Annotated in this window: 17 protein-coding genes and 1 riboswitch; of the genes, 5 read left to right on the plus strand and 12 right to left on the minus strand. The window is 35.1% G+C overall.

Features of this window, described 5'->3' with window-relative positions; translation table 11 throughout:
• Positions 1–2: 2 nt before the first annotated feature.
• Complete coding sequence (gene serC, locus FYJ79_RS07665; RefSeq protein ID WP_154516366.1) at positions 3–1,091, minus strand: 3-phosphoserine/phosphohydroxythreonine transaminase; 1,089 nt, start codon at positions 1,089–1,091, stop codon at positions 3–5.
• A gap of 252 nt (positions 1,092–1,343) precedes the next feature.
• On the opposite strand from serC, the gene FYJ79_RS07670 reads away from it, so the two are divergent.
• Positions 1,344–2,639, plus strand: a complete 1,296-nt coding sequence (locus FYJ79_RS07670; RefSeq protein ID WP_154516369.1) for a M48 family metallopeptidase — start codon at positions 1,344–1,346, stop codon at positions 2,637–2,639.
• 13 nt (positions 2,640–2,652) lie between these two features.
• Positions 2,653–3,237 carry a hypothetical protein gene (locus FYJ79_RS07675; RefSeq protein ID WP_154516372.1) on the plus strand — a complete coding sequence of 195 codons (585 nt, stop codon included), beginning with the start codon at positions 2,653–2,655 and terminating at the stop codon, positions 3,235–3,237.
• A 35-nt stretch (positions 3,238–3,272) separates the two neighbouring features.
• Here the strand turns inward: FYJ79_RS07675 and FYJ79_RS07680 are convergent, their stop codons facing one another.
• On the minus strand, positions 3,273–3,662 hold the full coding sequence (locus tag FYJ79_RS07680; protein WP_154516375.1) for a LysR substrate-binding domain-containing protein: 390 nt from the start codon (positions 3,660–3,662) through the stop codon (positions 3,273–3,275).
• Between the two features lie 242 nt (positions 3,663–3,904).
• Between FYJ79_RS07680 and FYJ79_RS07685 the strand changes: the two genes are divergently transcribed.
• On the plus strand, positions 3,905–5,245 hold the full coding sequence (locus FYJ79_RS07685; RefSeq protein ID WP_154516378.1) for an ATP-binding protein: 1,341 nt from the start codon (positions 3,905–3,907) through the stop codon (positions 5,243–5,245).
• Positions 5,246–5,752: 507 nt separating this feature from the next.
• Here the strand turns inward: FYJ79_RS07685 and FYJ79_RS07690 are convergent.
• Both FYJ79_RS07690 and FYJ79_RS07695 read right to left on the minus strand, forming a co-directional pair.
• The gene (locus FYJ79_RS07690; RefSeq protein ID WP_154516381.1) at positions 5,753–5,890 is read right to left on the minus strand and encodes a hypothetical protein; all 138 of its coding nucleotides are present in this window, start codon (positions 5,888–5,890) and stop codon (positions 5,753–5,755) included.
• Between the two features lie 27 nt (positions 5,891–5,917).
• Positions 5,918–6,769 (minus strand): LysR family transcriptional regulator, encoded by an 852-nt coding sequence (locus FYJ79_RS07695; protein ID WP_195837038.1) that lies wholly within the window; start codon positions 6,767–6,769, stop codon positions 5,918–5,920.
• A gap of 110 nt (positions 6,770–6,879) precedes the next feature.
• Here FYJ79_RS07695 and FYJ79_RS07700 point away from each other — a divergent pair, with 110 nt between their 5' ends.
• Complete coding sequence (locus FYJ79_RS07700; RefSeq protein ID WP_154516387.1) at positions 6,880–7,893, plus strand: YeiH family protein; 1,014 nt, start codon at positions 6,880–6,882, stop codon at positions 7,891–7,893.
• A 104-nt stretch (positions 7,894–7,997) separates the two neighbouring features.
• Here the strand turns inward: FYJ79_RS07700 and FYJ79_RS07705 are convergent, their stop codons facing one another.
• Positions 7,998–9,251 carry a DUF1015 domain-containing protein gene (locus FYJ79_RS07705; protein WP_154516390.1) on the minus strand — a complete coding sequence of 418 codons (1,254 nt, stop codon included), beginning with the start codon at positions 9,249–9,251 and terminating at the stop codon, positions 7,998–8,000.
• Positions 9,252–9,373: 122 nt separating this feature from the next.
• A riboswitch (Fluoride riboswitch) is annotated at positions 9,374–9,444 on the plus strand.
• Positions 9,445–9,492: 48 nt separating this feature from the next.
• On the opposite strand from FYJ79_RS07705, the gene FYJ79_RS07710 reads away from it, so the two are divergent.
• Positions 9,493–10,683: a cation:proton antiporter gene (locus tag FYJ79_RS07710; RefSeq protein ID WP_154516393.1), complete on the plus strand. Its 1,191-nt coding sequence runs from the start codon at positions 9,493–9,495 to the stop codon at positions 10,681–10,683.
• Positions 10,684–11,088: 405 nt separating this feature from the next.
• Here the strand turns inward: FYJ79_RS07710 and msrB are convergent, their stop codons facing one another.
• The 7 genes from msrB to FYJ79_RS07745 form a co-directional block, all read right to left on the minus strand.
• The gene (gene msrB, locus FYJ79_RS07715) at positions 11,089–12,024 is read right to left on the minus strand and encodes a peptide-methionine (R)-S-oxide reductase MsrB (RefSeq protein WP_154516396.1); all 936 of its coding nucleotides are present in this window, start codon (positions 12,022–12,024) and stop codon (positions 11,089–11,091) included.
• Between the two features lie 576 nt (positions 12,025–12,600).
• Positions 12,601–15,645, minus strand: a complete 3,045-nt coding sequence (locus FYJ79_RS07720; protein ID WP_154516399.1) for a type I restriction endonuclease subunit R — start codon at positions 15,643–15,645, stop codon at positions 12,601–12,603.
• 12 nt (positions 15,646–15,657) lie between these two features.
• A complete protein-coding gene (locus FYJ79_RS07725) occupies positions 15,658–16,233 on the minus strand; it encodes a hypothetical protein (RefSeq protein WP_154516402.1) in 576 nt (191 codons plus the stop codon).
• Positions 16,234–16,237: 4 nt separating this feature from the next.
• A complete protein-coding gene (locus tag FYJ79_RS07730) occupies positions 16,238–17,566 on the minus strand; it encodes a restriction endonuclease subunit S (protein WP_154516405.1) in 1,329 nt (442 codons plus the stop codon).
• Positions 17,567–19,324 (minus strand): type I restriction-modification system subunit M, encoded by a 1,758-nt coding sequence (locus tag FYJ79_RS07735; protein ID WP_154516408.1) that lies wholly within the window; start codon positions 19,322–19,324, stop codon positions 17,567–17,569.
• 58 nt (positions 19,325–19,382) lie between these two features.
• Positions 19,383–19,820, minus strand: a complete 438-nt coding sequence (locus FYJ79_RS07740; protein WP_195837039.1) for a hypothetical protein — start codon at positions 19,818–19,820, stop codon at positions 19,383–19,385.
• A gap of 85 nt (positions 19,821–19,905) precedes the next feature.
• Complete coding sequence (locus tag FYJ79_RS07745) at positions 19,906–21,651, minus strand: N-6 DNA methylase (RefSeq protein WP_195837040.1); 1,746 nt, start codon at positions 21,649–21,651, stop codon at positions 19,906–19,908.
• Positions 21,652–21,725: the final 74 nt, after the last annotated feature.

Consider the following 21,725-nt stretch of genomic DNA (forward strand, 5'->3'; position numbering starts at 1 on the left):
GACTACTTATTCTCCTCTTCGAATTTCTTCATAAAGTTCACCAAGTATTCCACACCTTCATAAGTCATCGCATTATAGATAGAAGCACGAATACCTCCCACTAAACGATGTCCTTTAAGATTTGTCATACCAGCTGCAATACTTTCTTTCACAAATTTCGCATCTAATTCTTTAGATGGTGTTGTGAAAGCAACATTCATTCTTGAACGACTTCCTACTTCTGTAGGATAGTTATAGAAATCCGATTGATCCAAATAATCCTGTAAGAGTTTCGCTTTCTTTTCATTACGTCTTGCCATTTCTTCAAGACCGCCCTGATCTTCAACCCACTTAGCGACTAAGCCAGCCATATAGATGGCATAAGCAGGTGGTGTATTGTACATAGAATCTTTGGCAGCCATAGTATCATATTCGGCTAAGACAGGAATATTGGCTTTATGTGGCTTGATGAGATCTTCGCGAATAATCACAACCCCCAAACCAGCAATACCCATATTCTTCTGAGCACCGGCATAAATAACACCATATTGAGAGACATCAATAGGACGTGACAAAATATCCGAACTCATGTCCGCTACAAGTGGTGCCCCTTTCGTATCAGGAACATAATTCCATTCTGTACCATAGATTGTATTATTTTCACATAAGTGAACATAATCCACACCTTCTCTAATATCGAGTTCATCCTGTGTTGGAATATGTGTATAGTTGTTAGCTTTGCCATCATAAGCAATATGAACATCACCAAATTTAGCTGCTTCTTTAGCCGCCTTGCCTGAGAAACTACCTGTGACAATATAATCAGCCTTTCCTGTCTGCATTAAGTTTAAGGCAATAGCACTAAATTGCTGAGTAGCACCACCATGTAAGAGTAAGATTTTATAGTTATCAGGAATCTTTAATAATCTTTTTAATGTTGCTTTTGTTTCATCAAAAATTTCCTGGTATGTGGACGAGCGATGACTCATCTCCATTACGCTCATGCCTGAGCCTTTATAGTTCAGCATTTGTTCTTGGGCAGTCTTTAGGACTTCTAATGGAAGTGTTGAAGGACCTGCCGCAAAGTTATAAACTCTCTTTTGATCAGTCATTGATTGACTCCTCCTTTTATAATTTAAGTGTATACTATATGTTTTTCATAAATTTGTCTAGCTTAATTATAATTTTTCACAAATATTTTATATATTTTATTATATTGTATACAATTCTTTAGTATATTCCTTACTTATCTCATGATATTCCTAATATAACAATCACAGTAATAAACAATTATTATTTCAATCACTGCTTATTGATAGTTATTTTATACAATTTTAGTTATAATATTGAAGTTGGAGGTCCCTATGTTATTAAAAACAATTCTCATAGCCATCATGGTTATTCATACATTCTTTGATTTCATCCTACAATATATCGCCATCAAGCATCGTGAGCTTCCTTTGCCTGAAGAAGTCGCTGATATCTATAGTCCAGAACGTTTTCAGAAATTCAAGTCTTATAAGAAAGATTATTTGATCCCAAGTATTATTCAAAATCTTCTTTCCCTGACAATCAATATTATTATCATTGTTTCTCCTTTCTATCATCTGATGGAGATTCTAGGAAAACATAATATCTATCTCATCTTTATCGTGACATTGCTTTGTACAACCCTTATTGAAGAAGTAATAAGTCTACCCTTTGATTATTATTCAACATTCGTCATAGAAGAAAAATATGACAAAAATAAAAAGACCCCTCTCGTCTTCTTTAAAGATGAATGCTTAGGTCTTGTTTCTAATCTTGTCATCATGTCAGTTATTATTTTACCTATTACCGCACTCGTTCTCCATCTCATCCATCATACAACACTCACTTCCTTCACACTTACCAACAGCATCATCTTCACCCTTATTCTCGCTTTAGGGATTGGTGTTGTTATGTTGTTGGCTATGGGATTATCCTATCTTGTCCTCAACATCCAATATAAATTCACTGACTTAGAGGATGGTGAACTCAAAGATAAAATCAATTATCTCATGCGTGATTCTAAGAAGAAAGTCAAACATATCAAAGTCTATAATGAATCTAAGAAATCTACTGGCAAGAATGCTTTTCTTTTAAAGATGTTGTGGTATAGAGAATTTGGTATTGCCGATAACTTTATCACAGGAAATGACGAAGATGAACTCTTAGCTGTCTTAAGTCATGAAATTGGTCATCTTAAACATAAGAAGACTGTTTATAACTATCTTAACTATCTCTTCATCATTCTTCTTTTCATCATCTTAATTGCCATATTAACACACTTGCCTTTCTTCAACACCCTCTATCATTACATCCTAGAATCCTTCAACATCCAAACCCTCAACATCTTGCTTGTTGGCGAAGTCATCGCTATACTTCTTAAACCTATCATGCTTCTTATAAGCATCTTCACTAACTATGTCTCAAGAATAGAAGAATATGAAGCGGATGATAATACCGTTAAGGAAGGTTATGGTGAAGCACTTATTCGTACCTTTAAGACATTGAGTTCTGATGAGCTTGTTGATGTCAATCCTGCACCTATTATTGAATTCTTAGAATTTGATCATCCTGGCATGTATAACCGCATTCATCATATTCACCAAAAAATGCACAGTTTATCTCAGCAATAAAAAGGAGAAAGAAATGAAAAACACATACTTACCTATTCATACAAATGTCATCTATCATGACGATTGTATTGAAGTGATTAAAAAAGGCAAGACTGCTCCCGATGAAAATACTTATCTCAAGAGTACCTTATATGATTTTCATAATGGCACTATTGAAGTCGATGTAAAAAGCAAGCTGACTAAGGATGCTCCTGAGTATGCCAGAGGATTTATAGGCATTGTCTTTCGAGCCAATGAAAATGATAGTGAATTTGAATCATTCTATATTCGACCTACAAATGGCATGCATTGTATAGATCCAGTGAGAAAGTCGCATGGCTGTCAATATTTTTCATATCCTGGCTATACTTTTGCCTATTTTCGTGAATTCGATATAAACGAGTATGAAAATGCAGTTGATACGATTGCCCTTGAAAAATGGGCCCATATTAAAGCAGAAATTGATGATGACAAAGGCACTTTCTTTGTTGATCAAAAAAAGGTTTTAGAAGTTAATGGCTTTAAGCATGGAGCTGATGCGAGAGGAGCTGTTGGACTCTATGTTGATATTGGGACAGATGGTTTTTTTAAAAATCTCAAAGTGACATGTAAGGACTAAAAAGGGTATCCTTTAAGAATACCCTTTTTCATAGCTTAGAACTGATCAAAATAATCAACTGCTTTAAGAGAAACAGGATTATTGAGATAAACATAATTGAATTGATGATAAATGATATGATCTTGAATATGAAAACTACAAAGATCATGATCATGCTTTAATACGGATTTATAGGCAAAGGTAATACCTTTAAGTTCTTTAATAAGATGCATCATCAGGCCAAAGTCACTTATTGTCGTTACTGTGCTGAATTCATTTAAATCGTGATTATATTCTTTCAGGATGTTTTCAAAGACATGTCTTGTCCCTGAGCCTTCCTCACGCAGAAACAAGTGCTCTTTAAACACATCTTTAGGAAGTACTGTTTTATTAGCGAAAGGGTGATCCTTAGCACACACGCCGACAAACTCCTCTTTCTTATACATCCTGCTGGCATACTTATAACAGCACTTTATAACATCATATTATGTGTAAGCACATATATTATTAAAGAAGAAATATTTGTATGGGGAATTAGTGAAAATCTCTTTTTTAAAATAGCTAATTTAGATAAATGAACGGGGATTTGCGTAGAATATAAGATTAAACGAACGGGGATTTGCGTAAGAAAAGCATTTATATGAACGGGGATTTGCGTTATACTTTCTATAGAAAGGTGGAATTAAGCATGAAAAATCCTGTATTTAAAAGAAAAATCTATAATGAAATTCTTGAATGGAAAAAAAATAGAAGTGATAAATATGCTTTGTTGATAAGAGGAGCAAGACGAGTCGGTAAATCGACAATAGCAGAAGATTTCGCAAAAAGAGAATTTAAATCGTTTATCATGATTGACTTTGCACACACCAGCAAAGCAATCAAAGATTTATTTGATGACACTTACGATCTAGATTTTTTCTTTTTACAGTTGCAGCAGCTAACTGGAACCAAATTATATGAGCACGAGTCAGTGATTATTTTTGATGAAGTTCAATTACTTCCTAAAGCAAGGCAAGCGATTAAATACCTTGTTGCTGATGGTAGGTATAAGTATATTGAAACAGGGTCGCTTATATCGATTAGGAAGAACACTAAAGATATTTTAATTCCAAGTGAAGAACATAAAATATCTATGTATCCTATGGATTTCGAGGAGTTTCTGTGGGCAATTGGTGACAGGATTTCTGCTGAAACGATAAAAATGCTTATAAAAAAAAAGCAGCCAGCAGGAAATGCAATCCACAGGAATCTTATGCGAAAGTTTAGGCTGTATATGTTGATTGGAGGAATGCCTCAGGCTATAGAAACATATTTAGAGCAGAATAATCTACAAGCTGTAGATGAGACAAAAAGAGACATAGTAGATCTTTATGAAGAGGATTTTACTAAGATTGATGCTTCTGGATTGACTGCTGAAATATATGACGCAATACCTGCAAGTCTAAGTGGTAATGCATCAAGGTATGTATTATCAAACGCAAGAGAAGGTATGCGTTCAGAACAGATTCGGAATTTGTTACCAGAAATGCTTTCTTCCTATACGGTTAATATAGCATATCATGCCAATAATCCTGGAGTTGGAATGGCACTGGAAAAAGATATGGGCAGATATAAATTATTTACATCCGATGTCGGTTTATTTGTTACGCTAGCATTTAAGGATAAGAATTATACTGAGAACACGATATATAATAAGTTGCTTTCAGATAAACTGGAAGCCAATTTAGGTTATGTATATGAAAATGTCGTTGCCCAGATGTTAGTTGCAAAGGGAAACAACCTATTCTATTACACAATGGCGAGTGACTCCTCTAATCATTTATATGAGATAGACTTTCTGACATCCGTAGGAAACAAGATATGTCCTATTGAGGTGAAATCCGGAAATTACAGAGGACACAAGTCTTTGGATATTTTTTGTGAAAAATTTAGTAGCCGTATAGGTGAAAAATACGTTGTTCATACAAAAGATTACAAGCGAGAGAACGGTATTAACTATATTCCTGTATATATGGTGCCATTTTTGTGAGTTCCTCATGACTGATGTCAAAAGTGTTAAACCACATAATGATAATAACTCAATTTTATTGTAATAGCTCAAATTCAATTTTATTTTGATGAGTTGTGCGCTTATTTCATTATCAAACTTATTAATTTTTAATTGTAGTATAAATAACTATTGTTGATCTATGTGCACTCCCAATCATTACCGTTAAAAGCATTCCACCTTTTATAATAAGTTCTCACGGTATCAGGAATTAGCTAAACGATCAAGAAACCTTTCCATCATATATATCATAGCCAGTCTTGATCTGTGCTTCAGGATTACCAGACAGATCCTTTCATTTTCAATAAACTTGGCAATCAAACCAGGATCAGCAGTGATTTTGGTTTCGGCTAGAATCTCACCTGTTGCATCGCTAAGTGCACATAAACTATAGGAGGTCATTTCATATTATCTTTTATAAAAAGATAAATGAACGGGGATTTGCATTATGCTCTCTATATAAAGATAGAATACGTATAAAAGTCAGCCTTAATAATTTAATCTCTTATTTTCACTATTCATAAACTTAAAATAAGCATCACAGGCTGATTTCTCAATATATTTGAATCTAGAAACATCCTTACAAAGACCATTCTTATAATAATCACTGTATGAAAAAGGAGGCACATTGCCTCCTAAAACATACTATTAATCTTAGAATTGATCAAAATAATCAACTGCTTCAAGAGAAACAGGATTATTGAGATAAACATAATTGAATTGATGATAAATGATATGATCTTTGATATGAAAACCACAAAGATCATGATCATGCTTAAGAACAGATTTATAGGCAAAGGTAATGCCTTTAAGTTCTTTAATAAGATGCATCATCAGGCCAAAGTCACTTATTGTCGTTACTGTGCTGAATTCATTTAAATCATGATTATATTCTTTGAGTATGTTTTCAAAAATATGTCTTGTTCCTGAGCCTTCCTCACGCAGAAACAAGTGCTCTTTAAACATATCTTTAGGAAGTACTGTTTTATTAGCGAAAGGGTGATCCTTAGCACACACGCCGACAAACTCCTCTTTCTTATACATCCTGCTGGCATACTTGTTGCGATCAAAAGTCCCTTCTATTAACGCAAAATCTAGTTCTCCTTTAGATAAGAGCTGTAATAAACGATCTGTATTATCCATCACAACACAAATATTATTGCCTTTTACTTTTAAATAGTTAGTTATCTTTTCATCCATCTCATACCCACCAACAGTCTTCGTCACACCTATATGTAGTGTTCTCCCTTCATGTTCTTGAAGTTTGATCTGGATTCGTTTTTCTTGATAACACATGTTTTGAGCATATGTCTGCAATATTTCTCCTTGCTTGGTAAGTGTAAGAACACGATTTTCATAGTGAAAGAGTTTGCAGTTATAGGCTCGTTCGAGATAATGAATATGTTGTGTGACGGCTGGCTGAGTCATGTGCAGTGCCTCTGCTGTCTTACGATAATTTCGTATCTCACAAAGCATAAGAAATGTTCTTAGTCGAGTGTCAATCATGTTTCCCACCTCCATAATAGATACTTATCATCCCATATTAATTAATAATTGGATATTATCATAATACTGTTCTATACTCAACGAGAATACTAAAGGGGGATTATCATATTATGGAAAAAAATATTAAAGGTATCATTCTTTGTTTGGTGATATCTATTGTTTCTTGGTTTTTGGGAAAACAGTTTCCTATTATTGGTGGAGCTGTGATTGCGATTATTATGGGGATGATTATTACATTATTCCATCATAATGAGGAAACAAATGCCGGTGTGACATTCACTTCAAAATATATCTTACAGCTTGCTGTTGTCTTACTTGGTTTTGGAATGAATTTAGGGGTAATTGTACAAACTGGAATGGAATCATTACCGATCATTATTTGTACAATTTCAACTTCACTTATTATTTCAGCGATACTCGCAAAAGTAATGCATATACCAACACGCATAGCCACGCTCGTCGGCGTAGGTTCTTCTATTTGTGGTGGTTCAGCTATTGCTGCTACGGCACCTGTTATTGATGCTGATGATAATGAAGTTGCTCAGGCCATTTCCATTATCTTCTTCTTTAATGTTCTTGCCGCATTACTCTTTCCAATGTTGGGTAAACTTATTGGCATGAGTACAACATCAGGACATGCTTTTGGCTTATTTGCCGGTACAGCCGTCAATGATACATCATCTGTTACAGCCACTGCTTCTACTTGGGATAGCATGTGGCATTTAGGTACAAGCACCCTGGATCAGGCTGTTACAGTCAAGCTCACAAGAACACTTGCGATTATTCCTATCACACTTGTTTTAGCTTTGATGCAGATGAAAAAGAATAAAAACAAAGGGCAGTTTTCATTAAAACAAGCCTTTCCTACATTCATTCTTTACTTTATTTTAGCTGCCATTATCAGTACTATTGCCTTACATTTTGGGATTGGTGCAAGCCTCTTTGCCTTCTTAAAAGAACTCAGTAAATTCTTTATTGTCATGGCTATGGCTGCAATTGGTCTTAAAAGCAATATTATTCAGCTTATTAAGACAGGTGGTAAGCCAATCTTACTTGGGGCATGCTGCTGGGCTGGTATTACTACTGTCAGTCTTATTCTTCAGCATCTTTTAGCTATCTGGTAAAACATCTCTTTTGGGGATGTTTTTTCTTTTGTAGCAAGCAATCGAATCACGTCATCTCGCTACAAGAAAAAGACTTATATTTCAAGAATATAAGTCACTTCATATTAGCGTTCAATTTTATGAATAAATAAACCGCTTCTTAACTTAGGTTCAAACCAAGTTGACTTAGGTGGCATAAGTAAATGTGCATCAGCTACCTCCAGCAATTCTGTAATCGATGTTGGATACATCGCAAAAGCTACACCGGTATTATTTATCTTTTCAACATCTTTGACAAGTTCATCAATGCCTCTTATTCCTCCTACAAACTTAATACGCTGATCAGTTCTTGGGTCACCAATGCCAAGTATTGGCGCTAAGAGTTCATCTTGCAAGATAGCTACATCAAGTGAATCGACAGGAGAAGCAGCTTTGGCTTTTAAGACCTCTTTCTTAACCTTAAGCTTGTACCAGACTTCATCTAGATACATTGTCATTTCGCCCTTTTTCTTTGGTTTATCTTTTGCAGGTAATGACTTGATTTCAAACTTCTCACCTACTTTACGTAAGAATGCTTCATCAGTCAGTCCATTTAAGTCTTTGACTACACGGTTATAATCAAGAATCGCAAGTTCATCATCAGGGAAGAGAACGGATAAGAAATAATTGAATTCTTCATCACCATGATAGTCTGGATGCTCTTCTCTTCGCTTTAAAGCAACTTTAACAGCACTTGCAGCACGATGATGACCATCGGCTATATAAGTACAAGGAACTTGATTGAAATCATTTTCCAACATTTTTATATCTTTTTCATCACTGACAATCCATACACGATTATGAATGCCATCATCACTGACAAAGTCATAGAGCGGTGTATTTGTTTTGACTTTATTGACAACTTCTTTAATGCTCTTCTGACTACGATATGTCAAAAAAATAGGTCCTGTTTGTGCTGATGTTGTATCCACATGATGAATACGATCAGCTTCTTTCTTCGCTACAGTTAATTCATGCTTCTTACATACATCATTCAGATAATCATCAACAGCACTTAAGGCCACAATACCCGTCTGTGTATGCTCACCCATTGTCAGTTCATAGAGATAATAATAAGGCTGATCATCCTGAACAAAGATACCTTTCTTTTCTTCTTCAATAAGCATCTCATTAGCCTTATCATAAACATCATCCCCATACATATCATGATCATCATCAAACTGTGTTTCAGGTCGATCAATATTCAAGAAGGATAAAGGCTTATCCTTTACATATGCTTTTGCCTCTTCACGATCATATACATCATAAGGGAGTGCTGCTACATCCTTTGCATACTGTACAGCCGGTCTTAATGCTTTAAATGGTTTTACTATTGCCATAATCATCCTTCTTTCGTTCTTTTGACAAATATTATACTGATATTTTATGATATGTACAACATTATATTCATTATTAAAATCTTATCATTCTCATTGCCTTATCATATCATATATGATATAAATATGCCCAAGGGAATGAATGTCTCCCGCGAGTAATCGAAACCGCTATTAAGCTGATGACTTCTATCTTATTGATAGGGGCATTAGCTTTTTTCTTGCCCCATGAACGGAGGAAATATTTATGTTGTTGAGTTTATCTATTATTATTTTTGCCGGTCTTATTCTAGGTTATCTATCGAATAAGATCAGATTGCCGGCCATTGTTGGTATGTTGGTCGCTGGTATTGTCTTAGGGCCACATGGACTAAACGTATTGGATCAGTCCATCTTAGCTATTTCCAGTGATCTTAGAAAGATTGCTTTAATCATTATTCTAGCCAAAGCCGGTCTTTCTTTGGATATTGGTGATTTAAAACGTATAGGACGTCCGGCTGTACTTCTTTGTTTTGTCCCTGCTTCCTTTGAGATCCTTGGTTTCTTGATTTTTGCCCCAAAACTACTAGGTTTAAGCTTAGTTGAAGCAGGTATTTTAGGTGCTGTCATGGGCGCTGTCTCGCCAGCGATTGTTGTGCCAAGATTGTCCTATCTTATTGAAGAACATTGGGGCACAAAGAAAGGTATTCCCCAAATGATTCTAGCTGGTGCGAGTGCTGATGATGTCTATAATATTGTTATCTTTACGATGCTTATAGGAATGGAGAAAGGTGGTCATATTTCCCTAATAAATTTCTTAAAAGTACCTGAATCCATTATTCTTGGAGCACTACTTGGCGCATTGATTGGACTTGTCTTAAGCTGGTATTTTAAGACTTTCCATATTCGTGATTCCTTAAAAGTAACAATTATCATGGCTATTGGTATGGCACTTTATTATTTAGAAGGTATTCTGACAGGTATGATTGCGATATCTGGTTTATTAGCCGTCATGGCTATGGGGCTTACCATCAATAATCGTAATGCAGAAGTCGCCAAAAGACTAACAGGCAAATTCTCACGCTTATGGGTAGCTGCTGAAATCTTCCTCTTCGTCCTTGTTGGTGCAAGTGTTGATATCAAGTATGCTTCACAAGCAGGTATTATGATGATTGTGATGTTATTTATTGGCTTGGCATTTAGAATGCTTGGTGTCTATATCAGTATTCTCGGCACAACACTTACAAAGAAAGAACGCTTATTCTGCTTGCTTGCCGAACTTCCAAAAGCCACTGTTCAGGCAGCCATTGGTGGTGTTCCACTTTCCATGGGCTTACCATGTGGTAAACTTGTGCTTTCTTTCTCCGTCATCGCCATTTTAATTACCGCCCCACTAGGCGCAAAGGCTATTGATGCAAGTTATAAGAAATTACTGACAAGAGATTTAGAACATGCTTAATTGATGACTTCTTTCTTCAATAACTCATTCACATTTTACAGTTTTAAAGATCATAAAGACGAAATATGTTGATATAATCAATACATTTCGTCTTTTTAAACATTATTTCTATTTCGTACTTTTTTGCATTCACGATGATTTTATATCTTATGAAAGCAAACCAATGTATTTTACAGTTGCCAAAACAACAAGAGTGAAAAATATCGATATAATCAATATTTTTCGTATCTTCAAACATTATTTTTATTTCGTACTTTTTTGATTTCCTACCAAAATATCAATTCATGCGCAATTTCTTTTCAACTGACACTCTATTTTAGGAAAACGGTCATTTAACCACTTTTATAAAATAGCATGAACGACTAAAAAAGACGGTACGGTGACCGTCTATGTGTGATATTTGTTTTAATCTATGTATTTCTTGTATTCCCCATAACCTTCTTTTTCTAAATCATCATAGGGGATGAAGCGAAGTGCTGCTGAATTAATGCAGTATCTAAGTCCACCTTTATCTTTTGGACCATCATTGAACACATGTCCAAGATGAGAATCTGCATGTGCACTTCTTACTTCAATGCGCTTCATGTGATGGGAATAATCCATCTTGTTTTTTAAAGCATCTTCTTTAATAGGCTTGGTAAAAGCTGGCCAGCCACAACCAGAATCATATTTATCTAAAGATGTAAAAAGAGGTTCTCCACTTACTACATCAACATATAATCCCTTTTCAAAGAAATGATCATATTTTCCTGTAAACGCTCTTTCGGTTGCTGAATGTTGTGTGACTTCATAGGCAAGCTTGCCAATTCTTTCTTCTAATTCTTCTGGTGATTCCTTTTTAGACTTACTGTTGTTTTTTTCTAGATTAAACATTTTTTGAGGAATATGGCAATAGCCGGATGGATTCTTTTCTAGATATTTTTGATGATATTGCTCTGCTGAATAGAAATTTCTAAGTGGTTCAAGCTCTACTTTGAGTTTTTGGCCAACCTTTTGTTCTTCTGCTGCATATGCTTTTTGCGCTTCTAAAAGCTGGTCCTCAGTCGTATAGTAGATTCCTGTACGGTATTGAACGCCTACATCATTGCCCTGCTTATTAACCGAAGTTGGATCAATGACTAAGAAATAGTATTTCAAAAGCTCAGTCAATGTAATCTTCGTTTCATCATATTCAACCTTTACCGTCTCAGCATGTCCACTACTTTGGCATACTTCTTCATAGCTTGGAGCCTTTTCTGGACCATTCGCATAACCTACTTCAGTTGACATAACGCCATCAAATTGAGCAAAGTATTTTTGTACGCCCCAAAAGCATCCTCCAGCAAGATAAATTGTCTTCATTGTATTCACCTCTTTCAACATTGTTTGTGTCTCCTTTAGAAATCATATCACCTAAAAATAAAGAAATGAACGAAAATGCTTTCTCCAGTCACCAGAAACTTTTCCAAAATAAAGTACTATCAAAAAGAAATCGCAATCTATTACGAAAAATCCTATATGATTATTTTCACTGTTCTACTAGATATTATTCATAAATCCACTTGACCACTAAATTTATAATTACAATACAATAAAAAGTGAACAACACTCCATGTTTCCTAATGGCCACTCTAATCTGGCTTTTTTCAAAGATATGAAAGTTCTTTAATCAACTGTTTTATTTATTATCTTGGATTGTTATTGATAATTTAGATTTTGTCACAGGTATATCCTCATGTAAAAATAGCAACATCTTTCATAATTCATCTGATGTTGCTATTTTTAAGTCTAATATTCTTTAAAACTAATTGTTATTGTATTTTTTATCAGTGCTTAATCCTAATACCATTGAGAAAAGTGAATAATGATGTTTTCATTTGACTTATTCATAAAGATCATCTGAACACCAATATCAGTACAAAGATTTATCACATTAGCTTATCCTACATTTGTGCCACTGATACTTCTATTGAAATCTTTGAATGATTCATTCGCAATTGTATTCATGATAACATTATAAAGATCCTTATTTTCATAAAGTTTCTTAAAAGCATCCATTTGACTCAAATAGCAGTCCATGGCAATTTTTTCAAAGAATTCAGGGAAGATAGAGCGTACATAGACCTGTCGATCATTCTTTCGTGCATATTCTTTGAGTTCATCTTCTGACATAGTTTTTACGACAAGTGTAGTCATCATAACTCGATCTGATTCAGTTAAGACACCGTTGAATTGATCATTGATTTCTTTTAGGATTTCATTCAGTTCTTCATAGTTATCAACACGTCTGCCCATATCTACATTTTTTGAATTTTTAAGTTCGCTATCTTTTGAAGATTCCTCCAGCTTGATTTCACCATCAAAGGTATCTTTAAGTTTAAAGTAATCCAACTTGAGTTTGTCTTCAATATCTTTCATGTCCGGATCATGAATGCCTGGAAGTAGCTTGTCGAGGAACTGACAGAAAATATATTCTTCTTCAAGCTCTCTATCGAACATACGAGTAATAGTAGTAATATAGCTATACCATTTACAGAAGTTTCTTACAGTCTTCTTAAACATGAAGCGTTTATCGTCATTAAAATCCTCATATGCACTTATGACAGGCTTTAGTATACCAGTGATAATACCTAAATCTTTATCAGACTGCTTGGAGCTGCTCTTCTTATAAACTTCAATGAATTTCTGAACCATTTCATCATCATAAAGCATATATTTTCTAAGCTTAGCCTGAGTCTCATAAATAAGATTAACATTAACACTCTTATCAAGTGTTGTCTCTTCATAGTAAGGCTGGAATGCATTTTTTATTTCTTCACTTGTATTAGCAAAATCAATAATCAGTGTATCATTCTTGCCAGGACATGTTCTGTTGAGGCGAGAAAGTGTCTGCACCGCCTTTACGCCTTTTAGTTTCTTATCTACGAACATTGTATGAAGTAAAGGCTCATCGAATCCAGTTTGATATTTTTCAGCCACAACAAGTATTTGGTATTCATCACCAGCAAACTCCTTAGGTAGCTGGTTTTCCTTGATATGTGTTCCATCCTTGCGTTCATTCATGCCTGTTTCAGTATACGGTTTCTCCCCTTTGACTTCTACCTCTCCTGAAAACGCCACAAGGATATTAATATCATTGTAATTTTTATCTTCTATGTATTTCTTTATTTCCTGATAGTATCTAACAGCATGAAGCCGTGATGCTGTGACAACCATCGCCTTAGCACGTCCATTAATCTTATGAGCAGTGATAGATCTGTATGTTTCAACGATAATAGCAACCTTTTGGGTTAACACATATGGATGAAGTGTTTCATACTTCTTGATGACTTGAACAGCCTTTGATACAGGTACTTCTGGATTTTCTGGCGTTTCATTAACAAGCTTGTAGCAGTCTTGGTATGTCATGTAATGGTCGAGGACATTTAGGATAAAGCCCTCATCAATTGCTTGTTTCATACTGTAAATATGATATGGATGGAAATGCCCTTCAGTATCCTTTTCGCCAAAAGTTTCTAACGTCTGTCGCTTAGGAGTAGCTGTAAATGCAAAGAAGCTTAAATTCTTATGCTGGCCATGAGCAAGCATCTGTTCAACAATGATATCTTCCTCATCCTTAATTTCCTCTTCGCTTTTTGCTTCCATTTCAGCAAATTCTCGCAATGATGCTTCCTTGTCAGCCAATGCCGCCTTTAACTTTTTAGCAGAATTACCGGTCTGTGAAGAATGTGCTTCATCTACGATTACGGCAAAGTTCTTTCCTTCCGTACCTTCCACCTGATCAAAAATAACAGGGAACTTCTGAAGTGTTGTAATGATAATCTTAGAGCCAGCATTAATGGCATCACGAAGATCTTTTGAGGTTTTGTTTTTATCAATCTTAACAACTGTTCCTTTGACATGATCAAATTGGTATATCGTATCCTGTAGCTGTGAATCAAGCACGCGACGGTCAGTAACGACAATTACACTACGGAAAATTGGCTCATCGTATCTATCAAACAGATTAGATAGACCATATGCCAACCATGCAATGGAATTTGACTTTCCTGATCCGGCTGAATGTTGAATAAGATAGTTCTTTCCTGCACCGTTTTCCTTGGCATCAGCAAGCATCTTCGATACAGCATCAAGCTGGTGATATCGTGGGAATATCATACGTTCTTTAAAACATTTCTTACCGTTCTTATCTATTGTTTCCTTGCATTCATGCAGCATGTACTTTTGAATGATTGTCATCAGCGTGTCTTTTTGAAGAACATGCTCCCAAAGATATGATGTTGCATATCCATTAGGATTCTCAGGATTACCAGCACCACCAACTTTTCCTGCTCCATTTGATCCTTGATTGAATGGAAGGAAGTATGTATCCTTTCCCTTCAGTTCCGTTGCCATTTTCACTTCATAAAGATCAACAGCAAAGTAGACCAAAAAGCGTGTATCACGATGGAAACAAAATTCCTTTGGATTGCGATCCTCTTCCCACTGGCGCATCGCATTGACAACACTCTGTCCTGTCAGCTGATCCTTAAGTTCAAGTGCAACGATAGGAATGCCGTTAAGTGAAAGTACAATATCAATGGAGTTCTCATTTTCATTTGAATATCTAAACTGTCTTGTCTCAGTAAGGATGTTAGCATCATAATCAAACATGACCTTATCAGAAAGCGTGCTATTAGGCTTAAATGCACACACCTTAAGTGAAACACCTCTATCTTTAAATCCATGTCTTAATACATATAACAAGCCATGCATTTCAACCGAATCCTGAAAACGACGATAGAGCTTTTCTTCTGAATTTTCACCATAAATTTTCTTATATCTTATCCATTGCTTAGGTTGAGTCTTTTCAATGAAAGCTACAAGCTTAGGCATGTCAATGGCTCTTTCACGGTTATATGTCTTCAAATCACCTTTTTCGTAACCTGACTTAAGAAGAGCAGACTCTATGTCTTCTTCAAAGCGTTTTTCTTTCTTATCCATCTACTTCACCTCTTACTTTATCTCAATCCATCCGTCTGGTTTATTCAAATCTTTTACCTTCCATTCAAATGGTTGTGGAACATTTACAAGATGATTTTCATGAAGTTTGTTTTTATCATCATAATAAGAAACACGAATTTCATCTATTGCTTTGCTTTCTAGCTTTTCTTGACTTGCAGAATACAACAATCTATACCTTTCCGAATTATAAGCTGATATAACAAAAGTGTATTTTTCATTGTTTCCTTTGATCCCGTTTCCATTAGTATCTGAGTTTACTCTTTGTACTTGCGTAAATTCAGTAACTAGCTTTCCTTTATAATATGCATATAAGCTTACGTTTCTAATAATTTTTGGTATTCCTTTGGTATTTATGATTTCTATCCAGAGTGGAACTCGAAAACTAAGTGTATTGTGTTCTTCATTCTTTTGTATTCCCCATGGTTTACCATTTGCCTCAAAATATACAAATCTCATAAAAATCATTACTTTACCTTTTCTGTTAAGTAAATATGGAACAAATTGCCCCATCACTGATATTGCTGCACCCATAACAGCTCCAATTAAGCCAAATACTGCTGACATCATAACGCTAACAACGCCTCTTTCCTGTTACACATTCGTAAATAAGAGATTTTTTATAATTTTCAAGCATAAGGATTATTGATTCTTCTTTACTAATTACTTTATCAATGTAATTACATTTATTATCTAAATATAATGCAATTTCAATTTGTTCCTTAATTGGTGGTAATGGCATTTTTATATTTTTCATCGATTCTTGAGTCAAATGTGGAACTCCCATGCCATTTTTCAAGTGCCAAATAACATTTTGAAAAATAGTACTAAGAAAAAAGTAATACTCATATTTATAATGAACTAAGTCTATTGGTGTAATAACAGCAAGCGAACTATTAACTGTCGCCTCACCTAATGGTAAAGAATCAATAAAAGCACACTTGCCAATACCGTTTCCGTCTTTCACGAGAAGTAAATCATTTTCTTTCAATTTAATCTCTGGTGATTCATCGTATCTTTCCTTTGTTATAAAATTCAAGTTATTCCAACTTAGTTTGTCGTTTATAATATTGAAAGCGGACAGAAATGGGTACCCTTGGTCAACGTACTCATCAGCCTTAAGTCCTTTCCATCCTAGCCTTCCCCTAATATAGTTTATTTTTGTAAAATCAGCAACCGACCACGTTTTAGGAATTTTATTTATTCCTTTGACGTTTATGACATTCAACTCTGTATTAGAATCCAATCCTTTTGTCACCGCTTCAGTAATAATTGCCTGTTTATATTTTTTATACAGCTCTATCGTTTCCTTTGTCTTTTCAATAGCATTGTCAATTTCCTTTACCTTTTCATCTAGAAAGTCGGCAATCTTCTGTTGCTCAGAAAGAGGAGGTCTAACTACAGTTGATTGTTTTAGTTTTTCTTGTTTTATGCTCTTGAATGTAGAGCCTGTAGCATCAGTCTTTAAGCTCTCATAATACGCTGGATTGGTAATTTGATAATAGAAATATTTAGCACAAAAGAATGTCTCATTTACTCTAATCGAGAAAACAGATTCATTAATATTCCAATTTTGAGGATTATTTGAAATCAGATAGGCTTGTCCTTCCTTCGAAATAGATGCAAATAAAATATCATTCTTTTTTAAATTAGATCGCTTTTGAATCAAATATAATGCATCATCAGTAATTTTGTCACAGTTGTCGTCTAAAAATAATTTACCATTTTTAAAATTACGAATTGTTACATAATAGTTTTTAGCTGAACATTCATTTAATTTAAAGTTATTTCTTGGATTCAATCCAGTTGTGATTTTTTGAGTAGCTAAAGAAAAATTCATTGTTTTCCACTTTAAAGGTATTTTATGAGCCCAAGTTCCGGTATCTTTCATTTCTCTTGCCATTTACTTCACCTCGCCAAACAGCTTATTCAGCGATTCCATGATGTCCTTTTCAGCTGCTTTGATCTCTTTTGCGATATCTTCTGTGCTTTCAGGCTCAACGAACTTATAGAAAACTCGCGTAAATGGGATCTCATACCCTACGACTGACTTCTTTTCATCAATCCAGGCGTCAGAGTTATAAGGCTTTACTTCACGATTGAAATATTCATGAATATCTTCGTTAAGAGGCACATTTTCATAATCACGTTTCTTAGAGTCAGCTTTTGGTTTACCTTTTTTATCGGTAATTATGTTTCCATCTTCATCCTTAAGTGGGGATTCAACTGTGATTCTTGTGTATCCAAAGTAATCGTTATCGAAGATCTTTGACTCGCAGTGAAGGCTGTTGCTGCTGTATTCATCCTCCTTGAAATTGCCGTACATCTTCGTGATGACATCACGCACTTCAGGAGTCAGGTCATAGCGCTTGTTGCCGATATTCTTGCGTCTTGACACCTTCATGCCTGATGCATCAATCAGCTGAACCTTTCCCCGTCTTAATTCTGACTTGTTTTTAGACATAACCCATAAATAAGTTGTGATGCCTGTATTATAGAAGACTGATTCTGGAAGCTGGATGATTGCTTCAAGCCAGTCGTTTTCAATGATATAGCGTCTGATTTCCGATTCTCCCTGTCCAGCCGCACCAGTGAACAGCGATGATCCGTTATGTACTATGACCATGCGTCCGTCTTCCTTCAGCTTTGACAATCCGTTCAAGTCGAAGAGCATCTGTCCATCAGAAACTCTAGGTGTTCCGACTGTAAAACGTCCGTCAGATTGTTTGGCTTCCTTGTCTACGGCGTCCTTCTCTATCTTGTAGTTGACGCCAAAAGGCGGGTTCGAAATGCAGTAGTCAAACTTATATCCCTTGAACTTGTCATCAGAAAGTGTATCACCTAGCTGCATGTTGTTGGCATCTGCTCCTCTGATTAGAGCATCAGCCTTTGCGATTGCATAAGTTTGTGAGTTGAGTTCCTGACCAAATAACTTTACCTTTGCATCTTTGTCTAACATTTGAAGACGTTCTTCACAACATGTTAGCATCTGTGAAGTTCCCATTGTCTGGTCATAGACCGTCTTCACGACACCGTTGCTTTTGAGGACATCTGCATCCTCAGCCACAAGCAAATCACACATTAAATAAACAATATCTCGGCTTGTGAAGTGTGCTCCGGCTTCCTCGTTCGTGCTTTCTGAGAACTGTCTTACAAGGTCTTCAAAAACATATCCCATATCTGCAGTTGTCACCTTGTCAGCTCCGAGATAAGCTTCAGGCTTGTTGAATTCTTTTATGACTTCATACAAGGCATTGTGATCAGCCAGTACACTAATTTCTTGCCAAAATCTGAAGTTATTGAAGATATCCTGCACATTATCTGAGAATCCATTCAAATAGTCCCTGAAATTCTGTTCAATATGGTCTGCATCTGCTAAAAGCTTATCGAAATCAAATTTACTGACATTATAGAATGAATATCCTGATGCCTTTCTTAAGAATGCGTCATGAACCTCAAGATTCTTTACATTCTCATATGTTTCAAGCACTTTTTCCTTGGTTGGCGCAAGCACATCATTGAATCTCTTGATTACAGTCATGGGTAAAATAACATTACCGTACTCATGTCTCTTATAGATATCTCTAATAAGGTCAGCTACATTCCAGAACGTGCTAGAAAGTCTGCTGATATTTGCTGTTGTCTGCTGGTTTAAATCCATATTTTAATAATCCCCTTTGATTTAGATTGTTTATGTAAATATATAACCATCTCTTATATTAAATAATCCACCCTTTAGCTAGTGCTTCCTTCAAGCTTTTCTTGATTCCATCTTTAGTTATTTTCAACTCATTGCAGCCTAGTCTGATAACACGTGGATATCCATCTTCTTTTTCCATAGCAGTAATCTTGCTGCTATATTCACCTTTGCCTTTTCCTGAATGTCCCATAGGTCCTGCAAGTACAAGGCTGTAGTCCGTATTGTACTGAAGCTTTTTCTTTATGTCATACTTCTCAGCTTCTTTGTAATCAATGCATAATTCGATTCTTCTTTTGTCAATGCCTACTGCCTTAACAACTCCTTCAATCTCTTTTGGCTTTATAGAGGTATATCCTATAATAAGAATCTTCCCATTCTTAAACGACTCATAGACCTTCTTACCAGGTAATAGATCACCAAGCCCAATCATATCTAGAAATTCACCTAATCTATCCATACTATTAAGTCTCGTAAGAATGTTTGTAAGATTATCATTAAATACCGATCTCAATACTGTTTCCAGATCCATTAATTCGTATTGATTAAGCATCCTTCTTCATCTCCTCTTCGAACAAACGAACAGATTTTTCAGTTGCTTCTTTCTTTTTCATTTCATAAATAATGGTTTCATCTAGAAGTGCTTTGTATTTTTGTCCAATTTTATCTTGTACCTTCATATCAGGCAGAGGAACCTTGATTTCTCTGAGATCTTTGAGTGAAATATTCTTAATAACTGATCCTTTTGATATTCTACCAAGAACTACCTGTCCATATCTACTTGCTAGGAAAGACTGGAGGTAATAAGGATTTGCCTTCCCATCCTTGATTTTAAGAATATAGAGATTACCATTTGCTATGACTGTTTTGCCTTTTTCTATTTCAGCAACTGCTGTCTTAATAGGTAATCCATTCTTTGAAATGATCAAATCATGATTCTCTACTTGGCAACGCAAATCAACGGGTTCGGTATTTTTTAGATAAGCAAGTTTGTTATCAATGACTCCGTCTTTTATATCTGAAAGCATAAGGAACTGTATGTTAGTTTCTTTTTCTGTCGTAATAGCATCAAGCTTATTTGCATGCAAGTTTGCACCTCTTACGATATCTACAATTTCCGCCAGTCTGATTTCATTATCAAATACTGGGAGTTCAATTGGAGATACATATGCTGATGGGCTTAAATTATAATCATTGTTTTTTATTTCTTCCGATGTAACTGTTTTTGCATAACCTGTTACATCTTTATGCATAAAGCTCAAAATCTTTTCTACATTTGCATCCGATATAATATTGATTCTTCTTCCTTTTTTATAAAGAGATGTCGCATCAATCATCTTAACCTGATCACATGATTTCTTTGTGAGTATGTACATTGTAAAAGGAATAAACGTTGTCTGATAGAGTGAACCTGGTAAATCAATAACTGCTTTCACGTTTCTTGAATCAACAATACTCATTCTTGCAGTTCTACTCATCATGTTATATGCTGAAGCATCTTCCATAACTATAGCCATCTCTCCACTTTCGCCTAGCTTAGAAAATCCAACAAAGGCATAAAGCCAAGAAGCTAAATCAGGTCTTTTTAGCCCATAAGCACTGTATAAAGATGAATCTATATTAAGTCTTGAAATTCTCTGACCTGCTGGCGGGTCCATAAATAATCTATCGAATTTTAATGATTCTGTATTTGAAGCAAAATCATCATCAAGTACATTTGTCAACGTCAAATTAATATCCACACTATATAGTTCATTTAATACAATAGCTTTTATCTTAGAAATGACATAAACAGAAGCATTAAGCTCATATCCATAGTATTTATTTGATTTTGAATTTCTATTATTCAAGATATATTCTTTGAAGAAATTAATTTGTCCAGAGCAAAGATCAGCAATACAGCCATCTTTTGTCTCAAGCAACTTAGATGCAAGCTTTGCAATAGATGATGGTGTAGATGACTCAACCCTGCTTCTATCAAACTCTTCACTTTCATTGAGTATTAAATCATTCAATACCTGATCATCTGCATCAATTTTTATAACATTATCCCAAAGCACCTGATTATAGAATTCCATAGCTTTATTTCTAATATTCTTATCAACATTATCAATCGCATCAAGAGTCTCTGTATATGAAGCCTTTTTATTACCAATTGAAATTTTATTATTCACTTTAAGCATATATGCAGTAACAATAACAAATGTCTTAATCTGTTCAGGTCTAACATTACCTCTTGATATATCTGTTATTCTCCATTCAAGCTCTATTGTTTTTTTATCAGTTAACATCTTTGTTACCTCCATACATTTTGGATTTCGATATCCGTTTCTTGCAATTTAATTATACAACTCATTCAAAGAAT

Origin of the sequence: Sharpea porci, from assembly GCF_009695655.1 — a bacterium.
GTDB lineage: Bacteria > Bacillota_I > Bacilli_A > Erysipelotrichales > Coprobacillaceae > Sharpea > Sharpea porci.

Bases quoted from the DNA above. Each gene is read 5' to 3' on its own strand.
- FYJ79_RS07740 (WP_195837039.1), bottom strand. From the start codon at position 19,820: ATGGATAGATTAGGTGAATTTCTAGATATGATTGGGCTTGGTGATCTA.
- FYJ79_RS07710 (WP_154516393.1), top strand. From the start codon at position 9,493: ATGTTGTTGAGTTTATCTATTATTATTTTTGCCGGTCTTATTCTAGGT.
- FYJ79_RS07705 (WP_154516390.1), bottom strand. From the start codon at position 9,251: ATGGCAATAGTAAAACCATTTAAAGCATTAAGACCGGCTGTACAGTAT.
- FYJ79_RS07695 (WP_195837038.1), bottom strand. From the start codon at position 6,769: ATGATTGACACTCGACTAAGAACATTTCTTATGCTTTGTGAGATACGA.
- FYJ79_RS07720 (WP_154516399.1), bottom strand. From the start codon at position 15,645: ATGGATAAGAAAGAAAAACGCTTTGAAGAAGACATAGAGTCTGCTCTT.
- serC (WP_154516366.1), bottom strand. From the start codon at position 1,091: ATGACTGATCAAAAGAGAGTTTATAACTTTGCGGCAGGTCCTTCAACA.
- FYJ79_RS07685 (WP_154516378.1), top strand. From the start codon at position 3,905: ATGAAAAATCCTGTATTTAAAAGAAAAATCTATAATGAAATTCTTGAA.
- FYJ79_RS07700 (WP_154516387.1), top strand. From the start codon at position 6,880: ATGGAAAAAAATATTAAAGGTATCATTCTTTGTTTGGTGATATCTATT.
- FYJ79_RS07725 (WP_154516402.1), bottom strand. From the start codon at position 16,233: ATGATGTCAGCAGTATTTGGCTTAATTGGAGCTGTTATGGGTGCAGCA.
- FYJ79_RS07745 (WP_195837040.1), bottom strand. From the start codon at position 21,651: ATGTTAACTGATAAAAAAACAATAGAGCTTGAATGGAGAATAACAGAT.
- FYJ79_RS07730 (WP_154516405.1), bottom strand. From the start codon at position 17,566: ATGGCAAGAGAAATGAAAGATACCGGAACTTGGGCTCATAAAATACCT.
- FYJ79_RS07675 (WP_154516372.1), top strand. From the start codon at position 2,653: ATGAAAAACACATACTTACCTATTCATACAAATGTCATCTATCATGAC.
- FYJ79_RS07735 (WP_154516408.1), bottom strand. From the start codon at position 19,324: ATGGATTTAAACCAGCAGACAACAGCAAATATCAGCAGACTTTCTAGC.
- FYJ79_RS07670 (WP_154516369.1), top strand. From the start codon at position 1,344: ATGTTATTAAAAACAATTCTCATAGCCATCATGGTTATTCATACATTC.
- msrB (WP_154516396.1), bottom strand. From the start codon at position 12,024: ATGAAGACAATTTATCTTGCTGGAGGATGCTTTTGGGGCGTACAAAAA.
- FYJ79_RS07680 (WP_154516375.1), bottom strand. From the start codon at position 3,662: ATGTATAAGAAAGAGGAGTTTGTCGGCGTGTGTGCTAAGGATCACCCT.